Annotated in this window: 18 protein-coding genes; 10 read left to right on the top strand and 8 right to left on the bottom strand. The window is 67.5% G+C overall.

What is annotated here, in order from left to right; translation table 11 throughout:
* Positions 1 to 9 precede the first annotated feature (9 nt).
* From GGR11_RS10970 to GGR11_RS10945, 6 genes are all read right to left on the bottom strand, one after another.
* Positions 10 to 1,929 carry a TadE/TadG family type IV pilus assembly protein gene (locus GGR11_RS10970; RefSeq protein ID WP_183196956.1) on the bottom strand — a complete coding sequence of 640 codons (1,920 nt, stop codon included), beginning with the start codon at positions 1,927 to 1,929 and terminating at the stop codon, positions 10 to 12.
* Positions 1,930 to 2,031: 102 nt separating this feature from the next.
* Positions 2,032 to 3,936: a M2 family metallopeptidase gene (locus GGR11_RS10965; RefSeq protein ID WP_183196954.1), complete on the bottom strand. Its 1,905-nt coding sequence runs from the start codon at positions 3,934 to 3,936 to the stop codon at positions 2,032 to 2,034.
* Positions 3,937 to 4,001: 65 nt separating this feature from the next.
* Positions 4,002 to 4,694 carry a monofunctional biosynthetic peptidoglycan transglycosylase gene (gene mtgA / locus GGR11_RS10960; RefSeq protein WP_183196951.1) on the bottom strand — a complete coding sequence of 231 codons (693 nt, stop codon included), beginning with the start codon at positions 4,692 to 4,694 and terminating at the stop codon, positions 4,002 to 4,004.
* Positions 4,694 to 5,659: a WD40 repeat domain-containing protein gene (locus tag GGR11_RS10955; RefSeq protein ID WP_183196949.1), complete on the bottom strand. Its 966-nt coding sequence runs from the start codon at positions 5,657 to 5,659 to the stop codon at positions 4,694 to 4,696. The genes mtgA and GGR11_RS10955 overlap by 1 nt, the downstream gene beginning before the upstream one ends.
* A gap of 199 nt (positions 5,660 to 5,858) precedes the next feature.
* Entirely contained in the window at positions 5,859 to 6,797 is a 939-nt protein-coding gene (locus GGR11_RS10950; protein WP_183196946.1) for a pirin family protein, read from the bottom strand.
* A 56-nt stretch (positions 6,798 to 6,853) separates the two neighbouring features.
* Complete coding sequence (locus tag GGR11_RS10945; protein ID WP_054764449.1) at positions 6,854 to 7,342, bottom strand: Lrp/AsnC family transcriptional regulator; 489 nt, start codon at positions 7,340 to 7,342, stop codon at positions 6,854 to 6,856.
* Positions 7,343 to 7,503: 161 nt separating this feature from the next.
* On the opposite strand from GGR11_RS10945, the gene GGR11_RS10940 reads away from it, so the two are divergent.
* The 4 genes from GGR11_RS10940 to lpdA all read left to right on the top strand — a co-directional run bounded on the left by GGR11_RS10940 (position 7,504) and on the right by lpdA (position 13,370).
* Complete coding sequence (locus tag GGR11_RS10940) at positions 7,504 to 8,739, top strand: thiamine pyrophosphate-dependent enzyme (RefSeq protein ID WP_246331772.1); 1,236 nt, start codon at positions 7,504 to 7,506, stop codon at positions 8,737 to 8,739.
* A 2-nt stretch (positions 8,740 to 8,741) separates the two neighbouring features.
* Complete coding sequence (locus tag GGR11_RS10935) at positions 8,742 to 9,866, top strand: alpha-ketoacid dehydrogenase subunit beta (RefSeq protein ID WP_183196942.1); 1,125 nt, start codon at positions 8,742 to 8,744, stop codon at positions 9,864 to 9,866.
* A gap of 1 nt (position 9,867) precedes the next feature.
* Entirely contained in the window at positions 9,868 to 11,535 is a 1,668-nt protein-coding gene (locus tag GGR11_RS10930; protein ID WP_183196940.1) for a 2-oxo acid dehydrogenase subunit E2, read from the top strand.
* Positions 11,536 to 11,972: 437 nt separating this feature from the next.
* Positions 11,973 to 13,370: a dihydrolipoyl dehydrogenase gene (gene lpdA / locus GGR11_RS10925; protein WP_183196938.1), complete on the top strand. Its 1,398-nt coding sequence runs from the start codon at positions 11,973 to 11,975 to the stop codon at positions 13,368 to 13,370.
* Positions 13,371 to 13,373: 3 nt separating this feature from the next.
* Here the strand turns inward: lpdA and GGR11_RS10920 are convergent, their stop codons facing one another.
* Positions 13,374 to 14,171, bottom strand: coding sequence for an SDR family NAD(P)-dependent oxidoreductase (locus GGR11_RS10920; RefSeq protein ID WP_183196936.1), 798 nt, complete (start codon positions 14,169 to 14,171; stop codon positions 13,374 to 13,376).
* 31 nt (positions 14,172 to 14,202) lie between these two features.
* Positions 14,203 to 14,673 (bottom strand): Rrf2 family transcriptional regulator, encoded by a 471-nt coding sequence (locus tag GGR11_RS10915; RefSeq protein ID WP_183196934.1) that lies wholly within the window; start codon positions 14,671 to 14,673, stop codon positions 14,203 to 14,205.
* A 168-nt stretch (positions 14,674 to 14,841) separates the two neighbouring features.
* Here GGR11_RS10915 and GGR11_RS10910 point away from each other — a divergent pair, with 168 nt between their 5' ends.
* The 6 genes from GGR11_RS10910 to purH all read left to right on the top strand — a co-directional run bounded on the left by GGR11_RS10910 (position 14,842) and on the right by purH (position 22,805).
* Entirely contained in the window at positions 14,842 to 16,818 is a 1,977-nt protein-coding gene (locus GGR11_RS10910) for a potassium transporter Kup (protein WP_183196933.1), read from the top strand.
* Between the two features lie 65 nt (positions 16,819 to 16,883).
* Positions 16,884 to 18,221 (top strand): RsmB/NOP family class I SAM-dependent RNA methyltransferase, encoded by a 1,338-nt coding sequence (locus GGR11_RS10905; protein ID WP_221205248.1) that lies wholly within the window; start codon positions 16,884 to 16,886, stop codon positions 18,219 to 18,221.
* A gap of 47 nt (positions 18,222 to 18,268) precedes the next feature.
* Positions 18,269 to 18,934 carry a ribulose-phosphate 3-epimerase gene (rpe, locus tag GGR11_RS10900; protein WP_183196929.1) on the top strand — a complete coding sequence of 222 codons (666 nt, stop codon included), beginning with the start codon at positions 18,269 to 18,271 and terminating at the stop codon, positions 18,932 to 18,934.
* The gene (locus tag GGR11_RS10895; protein ID WP_183196927.1) at positions 18,931 to 20,778 is read left to right on the top strand and encodes a heparinase II/III domain-containing protein; all 1,848 of its coding nucleotides are present in this window, start codon (positions 18,931 to 18,933) and stop codon (positions 20,776 to 20,778) included. The genes rpe and GGR11_RS10895 overlap by 4 nt, the downstream gene beginning before the upstream one ends.
* Positions 20,775 to 21,119: a hypothetical protein gene (locus GGR11_RS10890; protein ID WP_183196924.1), complete on the top strand. Its 345-nt coding sequence runs from the start codon at positions 20,775 to 20,777 to the stop codon at positions 21,117 to 21,119. Before GGR11_RS10895 ends, GGR11_RS10890 begins: the two co-directional genes overlap by 4 nt.
* Before the next feature lie 81 nt (positions 21,120 to 21,200).
* Positions 21,201 to 22,805: a bifunctional phosphoribosylaminoimidazolecarboxamide formyltransferase/IMP cyclohydrolase gene (purH, locus tag GGR11_RS10885; RefSeq protein WP_183196922.1), complete on the top strand. Its 1,605-nt coding sequence runs from the start codon at positions 21,201 to 21,203 to the stop codon at positions 22,803 to 22,805.
* Positions 22,806 to 22,808 lie beyond the last annotated feature (3 nt).

The following is a 22,808-nucleotide window of genomic DNA, read 5'->3' as shown; positions in this document are numbered from 1 at the left end:
GGACCGTCATTAACGTGATATCCGAAGTCGCGTGATTTCGCGGCCGATCGCCTGGAAATCGGCAGAAAGATCCGCGCCCGATTGAGGCAAATAGGCTCGATCCTCGTCGGAGGCGCATTCCTTCAGAATTCGCGCCGCGTCCGTTCCTGATTCGATCGAAAAACCGACAGTATAGACGATCACGTCCTGGGCCTTTATGGCGGAGCACAGTTCTGCAGCCTGGTCGAATGGGTCGCCGTTTGTGGCGTCGCAGTTGATCTTGTCATAGGCGTTGCCCGATCCGCCCCCAGCGTCGCGCGCGATGACGCCCTGGCAATAGGGGGTGTTGAACTCCCCGTCCGTCATCAGGATTACAGCCTTGAGCACTTTCGTATTGTCGTAAGCGGCGGCGCTGTTGGACGGCCAGAGTTTGTTGAAATTGCTCGAGACGGCGTACCAGCCCCAGGCTAGTCCGATCTGTCCGGCCGTCGAGCCAGTCACATTCAGGCTCTCCACCAAGGTTGTAAGGGTGGATATCTCAGCGGTGAGCGGCTGTATGACCGGTCCTGGGCACGGATTGCCGGCAGATCTGGGCGTTGATCGCGCCATTGCCGGATAGTTCCGACCAACATATGCCCCGACGCCCGGCGCCCGATCATCATAGGCGCCTGTCCCGATGCGCTCGCTGACGCAATTGCTCGCGTCGAAAGCCGTAAGAGACTTATAATAATCGTCCCTAAAAATGCGCTTCGCGCAACCATCGCGACCGCACTGTACAGTCCCATTGCTGACATAGTCCGCGTACTGGGCGCCCCCAACGGGAATGGTGAAGGAGTTTTGCGTCACTTCATAGGCTTCATAAAGCTTGTCGTTTAACGCCGTCGTCCCCTTTATACCTTTGAGCTCAAGGCCCTCTCCAACTGATATTCCGTGGTTCTGAGAGGTGATGGTTATGTAGCAATCCGACCTAGCGCATCGCCGAATCTGCCCGCCTCTTTGGTATGTGCCGTAGTTGGTCGTATTGAGCGGATACCAGCCCGTTCCGTTATTGTAGCGCAGCGTCACCTTGTTCGCGTCAACGCGGGTGACGCGAAACACCCTGTCATTCAGATTGGTCATCCCGCTGACATTGCTGATCCAGACGTAATCGTCTGTCGCCAAGCCATGGCTGTTTGCGGTGATGACGCCGGGCGATGCGCGGGTCGCCCCACTGATGGTCTTGCCTGCGGCGGTCGCCCACGCCGCGCCGGTTATGTTGGTGGGCTGAGCGAGCGGACCTCGCGCGCCGACGGCATATGATCCCATATTCACGCCGACCGAATAGGGAACGATGGCCATCTTCGAGTAATAGGGAGTCTGCTTGTTCGCGGGCTGAACAACGAGGTTGATCAGCTGGCGCGCGGCGTTCTTCAGGTCGCCGATCCGATTGTTGTTGGCCATCGAGCCCGTAATATCGAGCACCAAGGCGACTTCGACGTCTTTCGACGAGCGGTTGACTTCGGAGTGGGCTGAAATCGGCAGGGTGTCGTCCAGGAGCTGGCCATAGGGCGGCAGGACGATGTTGGCGACCAGGGTCTTCACCTGACCCTGGGCCGTGGCGATCACGACGTTGTTGGCGTTCATGGACACGCTGACGTCAGCGTCATTGACCTTCTCCACCTCCGTGCCCTGAAGGTTGCCGTGCAGGGTCGCCAGGGCGACGCTCTTCAGACCCTCGGACGTCGTTTCGGAGGAGCGCGCGGCGGCCAGGGTCGCGGCGTCCAGCGCATCCTGAAACTGCGACCTCGCGGTCGTGATCCTGTGAAGATCAACGCCGCCGAGCGCCAGCATGACGATGACCGGCAGGCTGAGGCCGAAGATCATCGCCACATTGCCGCGCCGGTCGTCGCGCAGGCGCGAGACGAGCTTGCGAAGGCGGCCGACCGCCCGATGGATCGATTGAGAGGCCAAGTTCGTCGCTTCCCTGCCGGGCGCACCCCGCCCGCATGACGACAGAATGCCGTCATGCGGTTAAGGGAAGGCTGAAGCGTCAGGGTTAACGACGCATAAGGCTCAAGCCTCTGACCAGCCGCAGTCGTGGCCACGATTCTGGACGGTCAACCATCGGTTCAGAGGCGCGAAATAGTCAGCGACGGCCGAGGCGTCGTTGGTGGTCTCGCCGGTGAAGGCCTGCATGGCCTCGGGCCAGGGCTTGGACTGGCCCATCTCCAGCATGGCGTTGAAACGGGCTCCGACCGCCTCGTTTCCGTAGACCGAGCAACGGTGCAACGGCCCGGTCCAGCCCGCCTGTTTGCAGGCTGCGCGCTGGAACTGGAACTGGTAGATGTGGGCCAGGAAGTAGCGGGTGTAGGGGGTGTTGCCCGGCACGTGATATTTCGCGCCGGGGTCGAAGGCGTTGGTCGGACGCGGCCCCGGCGGAGCCAGGCCCTGATACTTCAGCATGTCGGCGGTCCAGGCGGCGTTGTACTGGTCCGGCGTCGTGGCGCCCGAGAAGACGTCCCAGCGCCAGCGGTCGACCATCAGGCCGAAGGGCAGGAAGGCGATCTTGTCCAAGGCCATCTTCAGCAGGAAGGGAATGTCCTCCTCGGCGCCCGGCGTGGTCTTCAGCAGGCCGATCTGGTTCAGATAGGTGGGGGTCAGAGCTGACAGGCCGACGAAGTCGCCGATGGCCTCGTGGAAGCCGTCGTTCGCTCCGTTGCGGAACAGCATCGGCTGGTTCTTGTAGGCGCGCTGGTAGTAGTTGTGACCCAGCTCGTGGTGGACGGTGTAGAAGTCCTCGCCGTTGACGTTGGTGCACATCTTGATGCGGATGTCGTCGGCGTTGTCGAGGTCCCAGGCCGAGGCGTGGCAGACGACTTCGCGATCGCGCGGGCGCACAATCTGGCTGCGTTCCCAGAAGGTCTGGGGCAGGGGATCAAGGCCTAGGGAGACGTAGAAGCCCTCGCCCGTCCTGACCATTTTCAAGGGGTCGTAGTCGGCGGTCTTCAGCAGTTCGGTCAGGTCATAGCTGGAGGCGCCGCCGCTGGTGGGGGCCACGACATCATAGATGTTTCCCCACTGCTGCGACCACATATTGCCCAGCAGGTCGGCGCGGATCGGGCCGTGGTCGGGCTGGACGGCGTCGCCGTATTTGGCGTTCAGCCGGGCGCGGACATAGCAGTGCAGGTTCTCGTAGAAGGGTTTCACCTGGGCCCACAGCCGGTCGGTCTCCTTGGCGAAGTCGTCGGCGGGCATGTCGTAACCGGACCGCCACAGGGCCCCGGTGTCGGAAAAGCCAAGATCACGGGCCCCCTCGTTGGCGATCTCGACCATGCGGGCATAGTCGTCGCGCATGACCGGCGAGATGGTGCGCCAGCCTTCGTACAGGGCCTTGGTCTCGTTCGGGTCGCGGCTGTCGGCCAGGATCAGCGAGGCCTCATCCAGGGTGATCGGCCGGCCCTTGAAGTCGAACTTGCCGGTCGAATAGGTCGAGTCCAGCCGGGTGGTGATCTGCGACAGCTCCTCGGCCGCGCCGGGCCGGTTGGGGGCGGGCAGGACGATGCCGAGCCGCAGCAGGTTCAGCTTGCGGCGGACGACGGGGTCCACCGCAACATCATTGAACTTGGCCGCCTGGTTGGCGAACTGGACCTGAAGCTCGGTCGCCTCGGCGTTGACCTTGGATTCCAGCCACATGGTGTCGAAGGTGATGTTGGTGGCGCGGGCCCATTGCACCCGGGCGGCGTATTCGCCGAAGGTCAGCATCTTGGCCTCGGCGTCGGCGACGAACTGGGTCGCGCCCTCGACGGTCGCCGGATAGTCGGCGCGCAAGCCGGTGGCGGTGACAGGGGCGGGGGTGAAGGTCTGTTCGCCGCCGTCGGCCTGAAGCGGCAGCGGCTCGTCCGGGGTCGTGGTGGCGGCGCAGCCGGCGGTGAAGGCGAGGGCGCAGACCGCGACGGCGGTCATCATCTGACGCTTCATGATAGGATCTCCTGAACAGCGGGCGCAGGAGAGGTCAGCCCCGATCCGCCGTCAAGCGACGCCGTTCAACGAATAACGCAGGCGTTCAGTCCGTCGTTGCGGACCGTGCCCATAGCCGCCTGGATGCGCGAGGCGCGCCTGCGGACATAGGGACCCGGCGACGCCGCCTTGTAGCGGCGCGGGGCGGGCAGGATGGCGGCGAGGCGCGCGGCCTCGCGCGGGGTCAGGTCGGCGGCGTCCTTGCCGAACCAGTGCTGGGCGGCGGCCTGGGCGCCATAGACGCCGGGCGCCCATTCGACCACGTTCAGATAGACCTCCATGATCCGGCGTTTGGACCAGACGGTTTCGATCAGGACGGTGTAGCCGGCCTCGAGCCCCTTGCGGATCCAGTCGCGACCCGGCCAGAGGAAAACGTTCTTGGCGGTCTGCTGGCTGATGGTCGAGCCGCCGCGGATGCGGCCGCCCTCGGCGTTGTGATCCAGCGCCTTCTGGATCGCCTCCATGTCGAAGCCGTGGTGGCTGCAGAACCGGGCGTCCTCGGCGGCGATGGCGGCGTTGACCAGGTTGGGCGAGATGTCGTTCAGCCCGCGCCATTGATAATCCAGACCCTCGCCGCGCACGGCCTGGCGCAGCATCAATATGGTCGGGGCGGGCGGCAGGACGGCGACGATCAGCACCCCGCCGATCGGCAGCAGGGTCAGGACCGCCAGGGCGACCAGGGCCGCACGGAACCAACCCTTTTTCCGCCCGCGCGCCATTAGAGGATCAGGACCCCTGCGGCGCCGTCCTCGTCGGCCCAGGCGACCTTGTCGGCGGCCGGGCTGAGGGACAGGGCGATGATGGAGGGCCCCTTCTCGGCCTTGACGAAGTTCAGGCCATGGGCGGCCGGATGGGCGACCCAGACGCGACCGTCGGTCAGGCCGGCGGCCAGCAGGCCGTGCTCGGTCCGGGCCGAGACCAGATTGACCAGCGTGGTGTCGTCATAGCCGATCTCGGTCGCCTCGCGCCCCATCGGCCCGTTCGAGCCGATGAAGGGCCATAGCACCGCGCCCTGGGCGCCCGAGGTGGCCAGCAGCTGGCCGCCGGCGAGGAAGGCCAGGGACCGAACCTTGGACGGATAGCCGCCCATGCGCAGGTTCTTGGCGTCTTTCAGCCGCCAGCCGTGCAGCTGGCTGTCCTGCATGGTGGTGACCACGAAGGCGCCGTCGGGCGAGAATGCCACGGCGGTGTGGGACCCGGCCCAGGCCAGTTTGATCGGCTGCTGCTTCTCGATCCGGGCGTACCAGAGGGCCGCGCCGCCGTAGGTCGAGGCGGCGATACGCCGGCCCTTGGGATCGAAGGCGACGCCGGAAACGGTGCGTTCGTGCTGGAAGTCGCGGCGGAAGCCGGCGTCCTTGGGATCGATCACCGACAGGGTGCGGCCCCAGGAGAAGGCGACCAGGCCGGAGGCGGCCGAGGCGTCGATGGAGTCGATCCACTGGTTCTTGGCCGTGGCCAGGACCACGGGTTCGGCGCCGCGGCGGCTCCAGACCACCTCGCCGTCGTCGCCGCCGGTGACGATCCCGTCGCCGGACGGGTGCACGGCGGCGCACAGGACGGCGCCGTCATGAGCCTGGACCGTCGCTCCATTCTCGAACCGGACAGAGCCGTCGCCAAGGGCGAAGACGGCGCCGGCGCTGTCGAACAGGGCGGCGGTGACCTGGGCGTCGAAATCGAAGTTCATGGCGGAGGCGTTAGCGGGTTGCGAGGGCGGGGGCAAATCGCGGGCTTTTCTCCCTCCCGTTCATTCTCCCTCCCCTTCATGGGGAGGGGCGGCGAAGCGCAGCGTAGCCGGGGTGGGGTAGTCAGGACATCGCTCGCGCCCTTACGGCCCCACCCGGATCGCTGCGCGATCATCCCTCCCCATGAAGGGGAGGGAGAAATCAAACGGGGTCGGTGGGCGAAGGCGCCACCGGCGCCGGCGCGGCCAGGGCCTTGGCGGGTTCGTCCGGCAGGGGGATGAACTCCAGATCGTCCTCGCTGGGCAAGGCCATCCGGCCCGCCTTCCAGTCCGCCTTGGCCTGATCGATGCGGGCCTGGCTGGAGGCGACGAAATTCCACCAGATCAGGCGCTCGCCCACCGGCTCGCCGCCCAGGACCATGACACTGGACTGGACCAGGGCCTTGATGGTCGGCTCGGCCGTCGGCTCCAGCACGATCATCTGGCCTTCGTGGAAGGTGCGGTCGCCGACCTCGATGGAGCCCTTGGCCACGAACAGGGCGCGTTCACTCATTCCTCCGGCGCCCTTGCCCGGAGGGGGCGCTGTGCGGACGCCGGGCTGAAGCTCCCAGTGCACATAGAACAGGGGCGATGACACCGGCACGCCGGCCTTGGCGCCATAGGCCTCGCCCGCCACCAGACGCGCGAACAGGCCGCCGTTCTCGTAGGCGGGCTGAGCGTCCTCATCCAGGTGGTGGAAGGACGGATCGATCTCCTCGGCCTCGTCGGGCAAGGCGACCCAGGCCTGCATCCCGTGCATCGGCCCGCCGCGGCTGCGCTTCAGCGGATCGGTGCGCTCGGAATGGACGATGCCCTTGCCGGCCGTCATCCAGTTCACCTCGCCGGGACGAATGACCTGATTATAGCCGAGGTTGTCATGGTGCATGATCTCGCCCTCGAACAGATAGGTGAGGGTCGACAGACCGATGTGCGGATGCGGGCGCACATCGATGGCGTCCGAGCCCGGCGCGAACTCGGCCGGCCCCATCTGGTCCAGGAAGATGAAGGGCCCGACCATCCGGCGCGAATGGAAGGGCAGGACGCGGCCGACCTCGAACCCGCCCAGGTCCTTGCGGCGCGCGTCGATCACCAGTTCGATCATGTTCGGCATCCCCTCGGCGGACCAAGGCCCTCAGTGGAAAGGCCCGCCGAACGGTCTTATCCGACGTGAGGGGTCACTATGCCAAGAGGCAGGGCGGTCACATTCTTCACGCCGCGCGTGACGATATGGCTCTCGCAGTCGGAGACGATGCCCAGGGCCAGCAGCTTCTCGCGCAGGAATTTGTCGAAGGCGTGCATGTCCGAGGTGATGATGCGCAGCACATAATCCTCGCGGCCGGTGATGGTGGCGCACTGGACCACTTCCGGCCATTTGGCGACGGCCGCTTCGAAGATGTCGAGATTCTCGGCCGACGGCAGCATCAGTTTGACGATGGCGTAGACCTCGAAGTCCAGGCCCAGCAACTTGGCGTTCAGCAGGGTGACCCGCTTGGTGATCAGGCCGGAATCCTCCAGCCGCTTGATCCGGCGCCAGCAGGGCGAGGCCGACAGGCCGACGCGATCCGCGACTTCCGCGACCGACAGACCGGCGTCTTGTTGCAGGATATCCAGGATCCGAGCGTCGATGGGATCGAGTTCGTCCGCCAATGCGTTTCTCCGATTGTTATTATGGCGAAATAAAATACCCTAAATCGGGATTTCGCAAGGTCAAATTGAGCGAGCGCCTGCTTAGGCGCCGTGTTATCAAACGTCCAGAGGAAACTCGGACGGACCCCCGAACGGATATGGACGCCCGCATGAACGACAAAATGAGCCAAAAGAACAGCCGGCCGCTGTCGCTTCGCGTGCCCGAGCCCTCGGGGCGGCCGGGCGATGCGCCGGACTTCAGTCATCTGTTGATGGACGTCCCCGGCGCCGTCGAGCGGCCCGAGGTGGGGACGACGCCTTACGAGATGCGCGACCTTGCGTTCCGGTTGATCCGGGTGCTGGACGACGAAGGCCAGGCCGTCGGTCCGTGGAACCCGCGTCTGGACCCGGAGACCCTGCGTCGCGGCCTGAAGGCCATGATCCTGACCCGCGCCTTCGACGACCGGATGCACCGCGCCCACCGCCAGGGCAAGACAAGCTTCTATATGAAGTGCACCGGCGAAGAGGCCATCGCGGTCGCCCAAGGCATGCTGCTGAGCCGCGAGGACATGGGCTTCCCGACCTATCGCCAGCAAGGGCTGCTGATCGCGCGCGGCTATCCGCTGGTCGAGATGATGAACCAGATCTATTCGAACGCGGCGGACCCGATCAAAGGCCGCCAGCTGCCGATCATGTATTCCGCCAAGGACTATGGCTTCTTCACCATCAGCGGCAATCTGGGCACCCAGGTGCCCCAGGCGGTCGGTTGGGCCATGGCCAGCGCCTACAAGGGCGACGACAAGATCGCCATCAGCTGGATCGGCGACGGCGCCACGGCCGAAGGCGACTTCCACAACGCCCTGACCTTCGCCAGCGTCTATCGTGCGCCCGTCATTCTGAACATCGTCAACAACCAGTGGGCCATCAGCTCCTTCCAGGGGATCGCCGGCGGACTGGAGACCACCTTCGCCTCCAAGGCCATCGGCTATGGCCTGCCGGCCCTGCGGGTGGACGGCAACGACTTCCTGGCGGTCTGGGCGGCGACCCAGTGGGCCGAGGAGCGCGCCCGGTCGAACCAGGGCGCGACGGTCATCGAACTGTTCACCTATCGCGGCGCCCCGCACTCGACCTCCGACGATCCCAGCCGCTATCGCCCCGGCGACGAGCATGAGAAATGGCCGCTGGGCGATCCGCTGGACCGTCTGCGTCAGCACCTGACCGTGATCGGCGAGTGGGACGACGAGCGCCACGCCACGGCCCTGCGCGAGGCGGTCGAACAGGTCCGCGCCGCCGGCAAGGAATCCGAAGCCATCGGCACCCTGGGCCAGTCGCGCCCCAGCGTGAAGACGATGTTCGAAGAGGTCTATGCGACCGAAGACTGGCGGCTGATCGAACAGCGCCGCGAGGTGGGGGTCTGACCATGAGCGAGCAAACCACCTTCACCGACGCCGATCGCAACGACGGCGTCGAGCCGGATATGGTCGACCAGAACGCCGCCCCTGCGTCGGAAGCCATGGGCACGGGTGTGGTCCCCATGAACATGATCCAGGCCCTGAACTCGGCCATCGACGTCAAGATGAGCGAGGATTCCAACGTCCTGTCGTTCGGCGAGGACGCGGGCTATTTCGGCGGGGTCTTCCGCGTCACCGACAAGCTGCAGCAGAAGCACGGCCTGACCCGCAGTTTCGACGCCCCGATCAGCGAGTGCGGCATCGTCGCCGCCGCCATCGGCATGGGCGCCTATGGCCTGCGCCCGGTCGTCGAGATCCAGTTCGCCGACTACATCTATCCGGCCTACGACCAGATCGTCTCCGAGGCGGCCAAGATGCGCTATCGCTCGGGCGGCCAGTTCACCAGCCCCATCGTGGTGCGTTCGCCCTACGGCGGCGGCATCTTCGGCGGCCAGACCCACAGCCAGTCGCCGGAAAGCCTGTTCACCCATATCGCCGGGCTGAAGGTCGTCATTCCGTCCAACCCCTATGACGCCAAGGGCCTGTTGATCGCCGCCATCGAGGATGACGACCCGGTCGTCTTCTTCGAGCCGAAACGCCTGTACAACGGTCCGTTCGACGGCTGGCACGAGAAGCCGGTCTCGCCGTGGAAGGCGCAAGGATTGGCCCAGGTCCCGACGGGCAAATATGTCGAGCCCATCGGCAAGGCGCGCGTCATGCGCGAGGGGAACGACGTCACCATCCTGGCCTATGGCACCATGGTCTGGGTGGCGCTGGCGGGCGCCGAACACGCCGGCGTGGACGCCGAAATCATCGATCTGCGCTCCCTCGTGCCGCTGGACATCGAGACCATCGAGGCCAGCGTGAAGAAGACCGGCCGCTGTGTCATTGTGCACGAGGCGCCCAGGACCTCAGGCTTTGGCGGCGAACTGTCGGCCCTGGTTCAGGAGCGCTGCTTCTATCATCTGGAGGCGCCCATCACGCGCGTCACCGGCTGGGACACGCCCTACCCCCATGCTTTCGAATGGGAATATTTCCCTGGGCCGCAACGGGTCGCAGACGCCTTGAAGAGCGTCATGACGGGAGGTCGATAAGATGGGTCGTTTCGTCTTCAAACTGCCCGACGTGGGCGAAGGCACCGCCGAGGCCGAGCTGGTCGGCTGGCACGTCAAGGTCGGCGACACGGTCGCCGAGGACCAGATCGTCGCCGACGTCATGACCGACAAGGCCACCGTCGAGATCACCGCCCCGGTGTCCGGCAAGGTCGTCGCCCTGCACGGCGAGCCCGGCGCCATGGTGCCGGTGCGGGGACCCCTGGTGGAGTTCGAGGTCGAGGGTGGCGGGAATGCGGAGGACGCACCCGCATCCGCACCGGTGGTCGCCAAGCCGGATCCGGCGCCGGTCGAAGCGCCGAAAGCCGAAAAGCCCAAGGCTGAAGCGGTCGCACCGTCCCCCGCCGGCAACTATGTCTTCAAACTGCCCGACGTCGGCGAAGGCACGGCCGAGGCCGAGCTGGTCGGCTGGCACGTCAAGGTCGGGGATGCGGTCGAGGAAGACCAGATCATCGCCGACATCATGACCGACAAGGCGACGGTGGAGATCACCTCGCCGGTCGCCGGTGTCGTCGTCGCCCTGTATGGCGAGGCTGGGCAGCAGGTTCCGGTCGGAGGGCCGCTGGTGGCGTTCGATGTGGCGGGCGCCGGCAATGTCGCCAAGAGACCCGTTCAGGCCCTCTCCGTCGCCTCCGGCGACACCTCCCCCAAGGGGGGAGGATCAGCGCTGACGCCCGCACCAAAATCTCCCCCTCCCGGGGGGAGCACCCGCGCAGCGGGGGAGGGGGGCAAGTCTGTCGCCCCCGCCCTGACCGGCCGCGCGCCGGGCGAACGCCCGTCCGCATCGCCCGCCGTGCGCAACCGCGCGCGGGACCTGGGTGTGGACCTGTCCTTCGTGCCCGGCTCCGGCCTGGCCGGACGGATCACCCACGAAGACCTGGACGGCTTCATCGCGCGCGGCGGCGCCCAGCCGGCGACCGTACCGGCGGCCGGCTCGACCTTCGCTCGCGCTGAAGGAACCACCGAGGTCCGCATCATCGGCCTGCGCCGCAAGATCGCGGAGAAGATGGCCGAGAGCGTGCGCCGCATTCCCCACATCACCTATGTGGAGGAGATCGACGTCACGGCGTTGGAGGAACTGCGGGCCCATCTGAACGCGACCAAGGCGAAGGATCAGCCCAAGCTGAACCTGCTGCCCTTCATCGCCCGCGCCATCGTGGTGGCCCTGCGCGACCAGCCGCAGATCAACGCCCATTATGACGACGAGGCGGGCGTTCTTACCCAGCACGCCCCGGTCCATTTGGGCATCGCCGCCCAGACGCCGAACGGGCTGATGGTGCCGGTGGTCCGCCACGCCGAGGCGCGCGACGCCTGGGACACGGCTCTGGAGATCGCCCGAGTTTCGGGCGCGGCCAAGGATGGTTCGGCCAAGCGCGAGGAGCTGTCAGGCTCGACCATCACCATCACCTCGCTGGGAACCCTGGGCGGCGTGGTCCACACCCCGATCATCAACCACCCCGAGGTCGCCATAGTCGGCCCCAACAAGATCGCTGAGCGGGTCGTGGTCCGTGACGGCCAGATGGTGGTGCGCAAGATGATGAACTTGTCGTCCAGCTTCGATCACCGGATCGTCGACGGGCATGATGCGGCTGTCTTCGTACAGCGGATTAAGGGGTTGCTGGAGCAGCCGGCGACGCTGTGGATGGGGTGAAGGATGTCGGCCGTCGCTGCACTGTTCGCCATCACGTCGCTAGTCGCTGGCGATGAACCGTTGCGTTGCACGGACTTGGATATGAGCCAAGTGAGCGTCTTTACAGGTCGGGTAGAACGCCAGACGATTAGACGAGAACAGCCAGTTTGGTGGACTCCCTTTGGTGACATCTATTACGAGGTCGTTGCCACTATTCGCCCAATCCGAGTTCTCCGGGGAGCCCCGATTACACGTCCTGTTATCGTGCGGGTTGGGTGCACAGCTTCGAAGACGGATTTTGCCGGGCGACACATATGTGCGAACCTTTTTAACCCGGGTCAAATCGACACTTTCCAAGTCGATCGTCGAACCTATTTGGGCAGTCGGAATCCTGATCGCGATGAAGTCGCTGACTACGATCGTGCGATGGCCCATCCTCTTCCACTCTGCGAGCGTTGATGACCCAGAACCTGAAAACCAAAGTCCTGATCATCGGCGCGGGCACCGGCGGCTATGTCGCCGGTATTCGTTGCGGCCAGCTTGGGCTGGACACCGTGCTGGTGGACGGCGGCGACGGGCTGGGCGGGACCTGCCTGAACGTCGGCTGTATTCCGTCCAAGGCCATCATCCATGCGGCGGGCAAGTTCGAGACCGTGGCCAAGGCGGCCGGCGGCGGGACGCTGGGCATCACGGCGGCGGCGCCTGCCATCGACCTGAAACAGACGGTCGAGTGGAAGGACGGCATCGTCCGTAAGCTGAACGCCGGGGTCGCGGCCCTGCTGAAGAAGGCCAAGGTCAGGGTGATCAAGGGCTGGGCGAACTTCGAGGACGCCAAGACCTGCGTGGTGAAGACCGAAGACGGCGACATCCGCATCACCGCCGAACACGTCATCCTCGCCACGGGATCGGAGCCGGTCGAACTGCCCTTCCTGCCGTTCGGCGGCGACGTCATCTCCTCGACCGAGGCGCTGAGCCTCTCGGAGGTCCCAAAGAAACTGGTCGTCGTCGGCGGCGGCTATATCGGTCTGGAGCTGGGCATCGCCTTCAGGAAGCTGGGCGCCGAGGTGGCCATCGTCGAAATGGCCGAGCGGATCCTGCCGCTCTACGACAAGGCCCTGACCGACCCGGTCGCGAAATGGCTGGAGAACCACGGCGTCGAACTGCACCTGGGCGCGCGCGCCGGCGGGTTCGGGGAAGGCAAGCTGTCGATCACGACCAGGGACGGCGAACCGCTGCAACTGGACGCCGACAAGGTGCTGGTCACCGTGGGGCGTCGGCCGCGCACTCAAGGTTGGGGTCTGGAGAATATGGGCGTGGCCATGGCCGGGCCGTTCGTGAAGATCGACAACCGCTGCGCCACCTCAATGAAGAACGTCTGGGCCGTCGGCGACCTGACCGGCGAACCCATGCTGGCCCACAAGGGCTCGGCCCAGGGCGAGGTGGTCGCGGAGATCATCGCGGGCCACGACCGGGTGTTCGACCCAGTCGCCATCGCCGCCGTCTGTTTCACCGAGCCGGAGATCGTTTCGGCGGGTCTGGGTCCGAATGATGTCGCAGGCCGCGACGACGTGATCCAGTCGGTCTTCCCCTTCGCCGCCATCGGCCGGGCCCTGGCCATCGAGGCGGGCGAGGACGGCGGCTTCGTGCGGGTCATCGCCTCCAAGTCGGACCACCGCATCCTGGGCGTCCAGGCGGTCGGCCAGCATGTGTCGGAACTCAGCAACAGCTTCGCCCAGATGCTGGAGATGGGGGCGGTGCTGGAGGATGTGGCGGGAACCATCCACGTCCACCCGACCTTGGGCGAGGCCTTCCACGAGGCGTCTCTGCGCTCCCTGGGACACGCGATCCACATCTGACGGTTAAAGCCGGTCCAGCCGCTTGGCGTGGTTCGCCACCATGCGCAGCGCCAGACCGTCGGGCAGGAAGCGGGCCAGGCCGGCCATCAGATTGTTCATGACGCCGGGGGTCACGCTGGGCCGGTTCGCCTCGCAGGCGTCGTAGCCGATGCGGGCGACACGGTCGGCGTCCATCCACATCCAGGCCGGATAGGCGCTGGACACCTGGTCGCGCGAGCCGTTGACGTCGTGAAACTCGGTCAAGGTGTAGCCGGGGTTCAGCACCGCGACATGGACCCCGGTTCCCAAGGTCTCCAGATACAGGCCCTGTGACGCCTTGATCAGGAAGCTTTTGATCGGGCCGTACAGGGTGTCGCCGCCGGTCGCCGGCATCTGGCCCGCCAGGGAGGCGACGTTCAGCACCCGGCCGAAGCCGCGCTCGACCATGCCCGGCAGCAGCAGGCGCGACAGCTCGACCGGCGCCGTCAGCATGACCTGGATCATGGCGCGGTGGGCGGCCAGGTCGGTGTCGAGAAAACCGGTCACGCGGCTGAAGCCTGCATTATTGACCAGGCCGTCGACCGTCAGGCCGCGCGCCGTGACCGCCGCGATCAGACGTTCGGGCGCCGCTGGGTCCGACAGGTCTTCGGGAAGGACGGTCGCGACGACGCCATGGGCGGCGGACAGGGCCTCGGCCAGGGTCACGAGCGGTCCTTCTCGCCGGGCGGTCAGGATCAGGTCCCAGCCCTCGGCGGCGTAGGTGCGGGCCAGAGCCGCGCCGATGCCGGCGGAGGCGCCCGTGATCAGCACCGTCCGCTTCATGCGTCGATCCGGCGTCGCCCAGGTCCCATGCTCACGCCGCGACGGGGCAGGAGGCGTGGGGCGTATAGGCGGCCAGGGAGAGGGGGTTCTCGGCCAGCAGGTCGGCGATGGTGATCTTGGACAGGGCTTCGGTTGCGGCCTCGTCGGCGGCGGTCAGGGCCTTGGCGACCTGGCGCGGGATATGTTCGCTGATCGGGCAGCCCTTGGCCCCCGCCGGCGGCGAACCGATGTGGGCGCAGCCGTTCACAGCCTTCAGCACCTCGTCCAGCCGGATGTCCTCGGGCTGGCGCAGCAGCCAGGACCCGCCGGTGGCGCCGGGACGGGTGGCGATCAGTCCAGCCTTGGCCAGCAGCGCCGTCACGCGCCGCACCACGACAGGATTGGTCGGGACGGACGCCGCCAGCAAGGCGCTGGGCGCCGCCTGGGCAGGCGAAAACGCCCCCTTGTGGGCCATATAGGCTAGGGCGTGGGCGGCGACGGGGAAGCGCTGGCTGTCTGACATGGTTGTGTTCCTGTAAGGAAAATAGGCGCTCCTGGACCGAATCACAAATCCTTGTGGTGCAAGGGGAAACCGAATCCCCGCGCCCACGATTGAAGCGGGCGCGGAATGGGCCTAAAGGCTCGCCGCTTTGAAGGGCTCGACCTGTCGTCGGAGACCCGGAGGATACGCATGGCCGGGGATACTCCCCACGACGCGGGCGCTCTCCCCGCCGCGTCGAACACGCCGGACAAACCCACCCACGCCACGGGACCCGAGTCCCACGCTCCAGGGGGCCAGATCGCCAAGCACGGCGGCTTCTGGGCCCTGACCCTGGGCGCGATCGGCGTGGTGTTCGGCGACATCGGCACCAGCCCGCTTTACGCCCTGCGTGAAGCCATCGCCCACGCCCAGTCGGGCGTCGGCGGCGACCTGGCCGTGATCGGCGTCGTGTCCCTGGCCTTCTGGGCCCTGATGGTGGTGGTGACGTTCAAATACGTCTTCTTCCTGATGCGCGCCGACAACAAGGGGGAGGGCGGCACCCTGTCGCTGATGGCCCTGGCCCAGTTCGCCGTCGGTCGGCGCAGCGCCTGGATCTTCATCCTGGGCGTCTGCGGCGCCGCCCTCTTCTATGGCGACGGCATCATCACGCCCGCAATCTCGGTTCTGTCGGCCGTCGAGGGTCTGCAGGACGCGCCGGGTCTTGCTGGACGTCTGGACCCCTTCATCGTGCCGATCTCGGCCGGCATCCTGATCGCCCTGTTCATGGTTCAGTCGCGCGGCACGGCCAGCCTGGCCAAATATTTCGGCCCGATCACCGCCGTCTGGTTCCTGTGCCTGGGGGCGTTGGGCCTCTACCACATCTTCGACGACATCAGCGTGCTGCGCGCCCTGTCGCCCCACTATGGCGTCATGCTGCTGATCAATGACGGCTTCCTGGGCTTCATCATTCTGGGCAGCGTCTTCCTGGCCGTGACCGGGGCCGAGGCTCTTTATGCGGACATGGGCCATTTCGGAAAGGCGCCGATCCGCATGGGCTGGCTGGCCTTCGTCCTGCCCTGCCTGACCTTGAACTATCTGGGCCAGGGCGCCCTGATCCTCGACAATCCGGGCGCGGCCGAGAACCCGTTCTGGAATATGGTGCCCCAGTTCGCCTACTGGCCCATGCTGATCCTGGCCACAGCCGCCACCGTCATCGCCTCCCAGGCCGTGATCACCGGCGCCTTCTCGGTCACGCAACAGGCGGTCCAGCTGGGCCTCCTGCCCCGGATCGACATTCGCAACACCTCCGAGACCCAGGCCGGCCAGATCTTCGTGCCGGCCGTCAACACCTTCCTGATGGTTGGGGTGCTGGTGCTGCTGGTCGTGTTCCAGAGCTCGCACAACCTGACTGCGGCCTATGGGGTGGCGGTGACGGGGACCATGCTGGTCAATACGCTTATGAGCTATTCGGTCATCACCAAGGGCTGGAAATGGCCGATGTGGGCGGTGGCCGGAACGCTCATTCCGTTCGCCTTCATCGACAGCGTCTTCCTGACCTCCAACCTGCTGAAGATTCCGGACGGCGCCTGGATGCCGCTGGTGCTGGGGGCCTGTCTGGTGCTGATCATGTGGACCTGGGTGCGCGGCACCCAGATCCTGACGACCAAGACCCGCAAGGACAGCCTGCCGCTGAACGACCTGATCGAGATGCTTCAGGCCCGGCCGCCGCACCGCGCGCCCGGCACGGCCATCTTCCTGACCAGCGATCCCGACGTCGCCCCGGTCGCCCTGATGCACAATCTCAAGCATAACAAGGTGTTGCACGAGAAGAACGTCATCCTGACCGTGCGCACCTCCGAGCGGCCGCGCGTCAAGGAGGCCGACCGGGTGCGGATGGAGCCGATCAACGACGACTTCAAGAAGCTTACCATCACCTATGGCTTCATGGAGACGCCGAACGTGCCCCGGGCCCTGGGCCTGTGCCGCAAACAGGGGCTGAAGTTCGACATCATGTCGACCAGCTTCTTCCTGGGCCGCCGCTCGCTGATCCCGTCGGCGCGCCAGGGCATGCCCCTGTGGCAGGACCGGCTGTTCATTTTCCTGATGCGCAACGCCGCCAACCCGACCGACTTCTTCCATATCCCGCCCGGCCGCGTGGTCGAGCTGGGCGCGCAGGTGGCCGTATGAGTTCCGAAGGACGCGGTTCTGAAGGACGGGGGGGCGGTCACAGCTCACAGGCGCGCGGTCGCCGCATGGCCACCAAGGGCCGCCCGCGCCCCGCTGCGCTCGAGGTCACGCAAGCCCCGTCGCAGGACGACATCGGCGTCGAGGCCCGGGTGGTCGCCGGCCTCCTGCTGAACGCGGCGCTGGAGAAGCGTAACGGCCTGGACGAGGCCCTGTCCCAGCCCGCCGCCCGCGCCCTTGAGCCGGTGGATCGCGCCTTCGCCCGCGCCGTGGCCATGGCCGCGCTGCGTCGCCTGGGCGAGATCGACCAGATCCTGAACCGCCGCCTGCAGAAGTCGCCGCCCGAGGCCGTCCGCACCCTGATGCGCATCGCCCTGGCCCAGACCCTGGTGCTGGAGACGCCCGCCTTCGCCGCCGTCTCCACGGCCGTGAAACTGGCCGAGCGCGATCCCAAGACCCGGCCGTACAAGAACCTGGTCAACGCCGTCCTGCGCGGCGTGGGCCGCGAAGGCCCCGGCCTGACGACGGCCGAGAGCAATCTGCCCGACTGGATCGCCGCCCGCTGGAAGGCGACCTATGGCGAGGCGGCCCTGGCCGGTCTGGCCCTGGCCGCCCGCGAGGAGCCGGCGACGGATCTGAGCCTGAAGCCCGGGGTCGATCCGGCCGCCGTGGCCGCCGCCGTCGAGGGCGAGGCGCTTGAGGGTGGAACCGTGCGCACCGGCCGTCGCGGCGACGTGGCGACCTGGCCCGGCTTCGACGACGGCGACTGGTGGGTCCAGGACGCTGCCGCCGCTGTGCCGGTGCGCCTGCTGGACGTGAATTCCGGCGAGACCGCGCTGGACATGTGCGCCGCCCCCGGCGGCAAGACCCTGCAATTGGCCGCCGCCGGCGCAGCGGTCGTGGCCCTGGACCGTTCGGCCCCACGCCTGAAACGCCTGAGCCAGAACCTAGAACGCACCGGCCTGACCGCCGAGGTGATCGCCGTCCCGGCCGAGGACTGGGAGGACGACCGCAGCTTCGACGCCGTACTGCTGGACGCCCCCTGCACGGCGACCGGCACCTTCCGCCGCAATCCGGAAGTCCTGCGCGCCACCAAGCCGGCCGAGGTCGCCAAACTGGCCGACGTCCAGCACCGGCTGCTCGACGTCGCCGCCGAACGGGTCAAGCCGGGTGGCCGGATGGTCTATTGCACCTGTTCGCTGGAGCGCGAGGAGGGCGAGACCCAGATCATCGCCTTCTTGCGCCGCAACCCCGGCTTCCGCACCGTCGCGGCCGATCCCGCCGCCCTGGGCGCCCCGCCCGAGGCCCTGACGCCCGAAGGCTGGCTGCGCATCCTGCCCTCCATGTGGGCCGAACACGGCGGCCTCGACGGCTTCTTCGTCGCCAGGCTGGAACGGGTTTCCTGAGCGGGAGCGGCTTGCTCCCGCCCGCAAGCCGTCCTATCCGAGGGGCCATGGCCGTTACCCCCCTGATCTGCCCGTCCATCCTCGCCAGCGATTTCGCGCGGCTGGGTGAAGAAGTCCGTGCGCTGGAAGCCGCGGGCGCCGACTGGATCCATGTCGATGTGATGGACGGCCATTTCGTGCCGAACATCACCCTGGGTCCGGACATCGTGAAGGCGATCCGGCCGCACACCAGCCTGCCGTTCGACGTGCACCTGATGGTCGCGCCGGTCGATCCATGGCTGGAGGCCTATCGCGACGCGGGCGCCGACCTGCTGACCGTCCACCCCGAAAGCGGGCCGCACCTGCACCGCACCCTGGGCCGCATCCGCCAGCTGGGGGCCAAGGCCGGGGTGGTGTTCAATCCGGCCACCCCCCTGTCGATCCTGGACGAAGTGGTCGATCTGGTGGACCTGGTGCTGATCATGTCGGTCAATCCCGGCTTCGGCGGACAGAAATTCATCGACAGTTCGCTGCGCAAGATCGCCGGCGCCCGCGCCATTCTGGACCGCGCCGGATCGGCGGCCCATCTGCAGGTGGACGGCGGCGTGACCTCGGCCAATGCGGCCGCCTGCGTCGCCGCCGGGGCCGACGCCCTGGTCGCCGGCTCCTTCGTGTTCAAGGGCGATTATGCGACCAATATCGCCGCCCTGAAGGCCGCCCCGGCCGTCGCGTGAGCCCCATCGGTCCCTTCGCCCCGCGCGGCGCCGAAGCCACGCCCGACGTGGCCTCGGGTCAGATCCCCGGTCTGGCCGGCGCGCCGGTGCGGACTCCGGTGCGTTCGGGCGAGACGGTGACGGGACCGGGCCTGTGGCCGGCCATCGCCGGACGTCTGGTCACTCGTCAACTGTGGATCGAACTGTACGGCCTGCCGGGCTACAGCCTGACGCTGAGCCCGATCATGGGCGGGGGCAAGGTCACGGCCTTCGCGGCCACGCCCCGCGATTTCCGGCCCCACGATCCCGCGCCGGGCAAGAATCTGCTGGTCGGTCGTTTCGTTCTGGCCGGCGCCTCGATGGAGGCCGAGGCGCCGGCGGATCCGTGGAACCGCCCCAGCCCGTCACGACCCTTCGCCGTGGAACTCCATGCCTTCAACTGGCTGCCGGCCTTGATGGCCCAGGGAGAGCGGGGCGCGCGCGAGGCCTTGCGTCTGACGCTCGCCTGGGCGGATGCCTTTGCGCGTTGGTCGCCCTTCGCCTGGGGCCCCGAAATTCTGCCGCGCCGGGTGATCAACCTGGCCTGCGCCGCCCGCAAGATGGGCGCAGTGGCGACCGAGGCCGAACGGCTGAAACTGGCCGACAGCCTGGCGCGCCAGACCCGCCAGTTGCTGCGTCCGCCCGGCGGTCTGGCGACCCGCGCCGAACGGCTGACGGCGGCGGCGATCGGCGGCTGCGTCCTGGCCGGGGCGCCGGGTCAGGCTTTGCGGCGGCGTGCGCTGGGCGGCCTGACGAGCGCCTTGAAGACCACGGTCCTGGACGACGGCGGCCATGCGTCACGCAGTCCCGAGGCCGGGCTGGAGCTGCTGCTCGACCTGCTCACCCTCGACGACGCCCTGGCCCAGCTTTCGGAGCCGACGCCGGACGCCGTGTCGGGCGCCATCGCCCGCCTGACCGAGGGTCTGCGGCTGCTAACCCTGCCCGACGGTCGCCTGGCCAGTTTCCAGGGCGGGGGACCGTCCACCGTCGCCCGCGTCGCCGCCGCTCGCGCCCATGACGAGACCGCTACGACCAAGGGCGATCCCGCTCATCCGCCGACCGGAACCGTCGCCGGCCTGACGCGGATCGCTAGCCCCCTGCTGGCCATCATCGCCGACGCCGCCGCGCCGGCCGGGGGCGCCTGGGGGGCGTCCGCCTGCGCCCAGCCGATGGCGCTGGAGATCGCCTGCGGCAAGGACCGGCTGGTCACCGGCTCCGGCTGGACCCCGCGTGCGACGGACCGTCAGGCCCTGCGGCTGACGCCCGGCCATTCGACCCTGACCCTGGGCGAGCGGTCGCTGAACGAACCCCTGGGCGGCTGGAAGGGCGAACTGCTGGGCCCGCGACTGGTCGGGCCGCCGATCCATGTCACCACCGATCAGCGCGACGGCGACGGCGCCGTCTGGCTGGACATGGAGCATGACGGCTGGAACGAGGCCTTCGGCCTGAACCACCAGCGCCGCCTCTATCTGGACCAGCGGATGGACGAACTGCGCGCCGAGGAAAAACTGTTCCCGACGCCGGGCCGCAAGGAGATGATCCGCCAGATCGCGGCCCCCTACGCCATCCGCTTCCATCTGGAGCCGGGGGTCCAGGCCTCGCTGGCGCGGGACCGTCGCTCGATCCTGTTGCGCGGCGCCTCGGGCCGGGGCTGGTGGTTCCGCACCGACGGCCCCGACGTGGCCATCGAGCCCAGCGTCCATATCGACGCCGGCCTGACCCGCCGCTCGCTGCAGATCGTCGTGCGCGGCTCGGCCCGCACCGACAGCGAGAGCCGGATCCGCTGGAAGCTGAGCCCGGCGGGCGCGAGCGGCGATCCGACGTGACCGACGCCGGCCGCCTGCGGATCGTGCGCGGTCTGCATACGGCCATCTATGTGGTCATGTCCGTGGCCTGTTTCGCCGTCCTCTATGCGGGGATCTCGGGCCAAAGCGGCGCCTGGCTTCACGTCGCCCTCGCCCTGGTGGCCATTGAGGTCGTGATCTTCGTCGGCTGCGGCCTGAAGTGTCCCCTGACCGCCGTCGCCGTCCGCTACGGCGCCCGGCCGGACGGTCCCTATGACACCTTTTTTCCCGAGCGATGCACCCGTCACACCTTTCGGGTCTTCGGTCCGCTGATCACGCTTGGGCTGATCCTCAACGCGCTTCGCTGGTTCGGCCTGCTCTGATCCGTCCGCATACGGGGTGACGCACAAGCGCCCCAGTGCTAGACGCCCCGCCATCCTCCCCCAGCCTTCACGGACGCCGCCATGCCCGCCGCTCCCGACTTTCCGCCCGCCCCCGACCGGGTCAAGCCGCAACGCGCCCTGATCTCCCTGTCCGACAAGGCCGGGCTGGAAGACGCCGCCGGCACCCTGCACGACCTGGGCGTCGAACTGGTCTCGACCGGCGGCACCCGCGCGGCGATCGCCAAACTGGGCCTGCCGGTCAAGGACGTGGCCGACCTGACCGGCTTCCCCGAGATGATGGATGGCCGGGTCAAGACGCTTCACCCCGTGGTCCACGGCGGCCTGCTGGGCGTGCGCGACGCCGCCGACCACGCCCAGTCAATGATCGACCACGGCATCGGCGCCATCGATATCGTATGGATCGACCTCTATCCGTTCGAATCCACTGTTGCGGCGGGCGGCTCGTTCGAGGCGGCGATCGAGAATATCGACATCGGCGGCCCGGCCATGATCCGCTCGGGCTCCAAGAACCACGGCTATGTCGCCGTCGCCGTCGACGGCGAGAGCATCGGCCTGATCGTGGCGGCGCTGAAGGCCGAGGGTTCGACCGATCTGGCCTTGCGCAAACGCCTGGCCGCCCGCGCCTTCGCCCGCACGGCCGCCTATGACGCCGCCGTCTCCGGCTGGTTCGCAAGCCAAGTCGAGGACGTCGCCCCGGCCCGCAAGTCCATTGCCGGATCCCTGGCCCAGACCCTGCGCTACGGCGAGAACCCGCACCAGACCGGCGCCTTCTACCGCACTGGCGAGGCCCGTCCCGGCGTGGCCCATGCGACCCAGATCCAGGGCAAGGAGCTGGGCTACAACAATATCGCCGACGCCGACGCCGCCTATGAGCTGGTCGCCGAGTTCGAGGCCCCGGCCGTGGTCATCGTCAAACACGCCAACCCCTGCGGCGTGGCGGTGGGCAAGGACCTGTCGGAAGCCTACGCCCGCGCGCTGGAATGCGACGCCGTCTCGGCCTTCGGCGGCGTGATCGCGGTCAACCGGCCGCTGAACGGCGACGACGCCCGCGCCATCACCGGCATCTTCACCGAGGTCGTCATCGCCCCCGGCGCGGACGACGAAGCCAAGGCAGTCTTCGCCGCCAAGAAGAACCTGCGCCTGCTGATCACCGACGGCCTGCCGGATCCGCAAGGGCCGGGCGAGGTGTTCCGCTCGGTCGCCGGGGGCTTCCTGGTCCAGAGCCGCGACCGGTCGCTGATCAAGCCGTCGGACCTGAAGATCGTCACCCAGCGCCAGCCGACGCCGACCGAGATCCAGGACATGCTGTTCGCCTTCACCGTGGCCAAACACGTCAAGTCCAACGCCATCGTCTACGCCAAGGACGGCCAGACCGCCGGCATCGGCGCCGGCCAGATGAACCGCCGCGACAGCGCCCGCATCGCCGCCATCCGCGCCAAGGAGGCCGGCGAGGCAAAGGGTCTGGCCCATTCGCTGGCGCAAGGGTCCGCCTGCGCCTCCGAAGCCTTCTTCCCCTTCGCCGACGGCCTGCTGGAAGCCATCGCCGCCGGCGCCACGGCGGTGATCCAGCCGGGCGGCTCGATGCGCGACGCCGAGGTCATCGCCGCCGCCGACGAAAAGGGCATCGCCATGGCCTTCACCGGGGTGCGGGTCTTCCGGCACTGAGGA

It is taken from the genome of Brevundimonas mediterranea, assembly GCF_014196125.1.
GTDB classification, from domain to species: Bacteria; Pseudomonadota; Alphaproteobacteria; order Caulobacterales; family Caulobacteraceae; genus Brevundimonas; species Brevundimonas mediterranea.
This window is presented reverse-complemented; position numbering and strand designations above follow the sequence as displayed.

What these genes read in the sequence shown, in the direction of transcription:
- GGR11_RS10965 (WP_183196954.1), bottom strand. Translation starts at nt 3,936, where the DNA reads ATGAAGCGTCAGATGATGACCGCCGTCGCGGTCTGCGCCCTCGCCTTC.
- mtgA (WP_183196951.1), bottom strand. Translation starts at nt 4,694, where the DNA reads ATGGCGCGCGGGCGGAAAAAGGGTTGGTTCCGTGCGGCCCTGGTCGCC.
- GGR11_RS10955 (WP_183196949.1), bottom strand. Translation starts at nt 5,659, where the DNA reads ATGAACTTCGATTTCGACGCCCAGGTCACCGCCGCCCTGTTCGACAGC.
- GGR11_RS10950 (WP_183196946.1), bottom strand. Translation starts at nt 6,797, where the DNA reads ATGATCGAACTGGTGATCGACGCGCGCCGCAAGGACCTGGGCGGGTTC.
- GGR11_RS10940 (WP_246331772.1), top strand. Translation starts at nt 7,504, where the DNA reads ATGAGCCAAAAGAACAGCCGGCCGCTGTCGCTTCGCGTGCCCGAGCCC.
- GGR11_RS10935 (WP_183196942.1), top strand. Translation starts at nt 8,742, where the DNA reads ATGAGCGAGCAAACCACCTTCACCGACGCCGATCGCAACGACGGCGTC.
- GGR11_RS10930 (WP_183196940.1), top strand. Translation starts at nt 9,868, where the DNA reads ATGGGTCGTTTCGTCTTCAAACTGCCCGACGTGGGCGAAGGCACCGCC.
- lpdA (WP_183196938.1), top strand. Translation starts at nt 11,973, where the DNA reads ATGACCCAGAACCTGAAAACCAAAGTCCTGATCATCGGCGCGGGCACC.
- GGR11_RS10920 (WP_183196936.1), bottom strand. Translation starts at nt 14,171, where the DNA reads ATGAAGCGGACGGTGCTGATCACGGGCGCCTCCGCCGGCATCGGCGCG.
- GGR11_RS10915 (WP_183196934.1), bottom strand. Translation starts at nt 14,673, where the DNA reads ATGTCAGACAGCCAGCGCTTCCCCGTCGCCGCCCACGCCCTAGCCTAT.
- GGR11_RS10910 (WP_183196933.1), top strand. Translation starts at nt 14,842, where the DNA reads ATGGCCGGGGATACTCCCCACGACGCGGGCGCTCTCCCCGCCGCGTCG.
- GGR11_RS10905 (WP_221205248.1), top strand. Translation starts at nt 16,884, where the DNA reads ATGGCCACCAAGGGCCGCCCGCGCCCCGCTGCGCTCGAGGTCACGCAA.
- rpe (WP_183196929.1), top strand. Translation starts at nt 18,269, where the DNA reads ATGGCCGTTACCCCCCTGATCTGCCCGTCCATCCTCGCCAGCGATTTC.
- purH (WP_183196922.1), top strand. Translation starts at nt 21,201, where the DNA reads ATGCCCGCCGCTCCCGACTTTCCGCCCGCCCCCGACCGGGTCAAGCCG.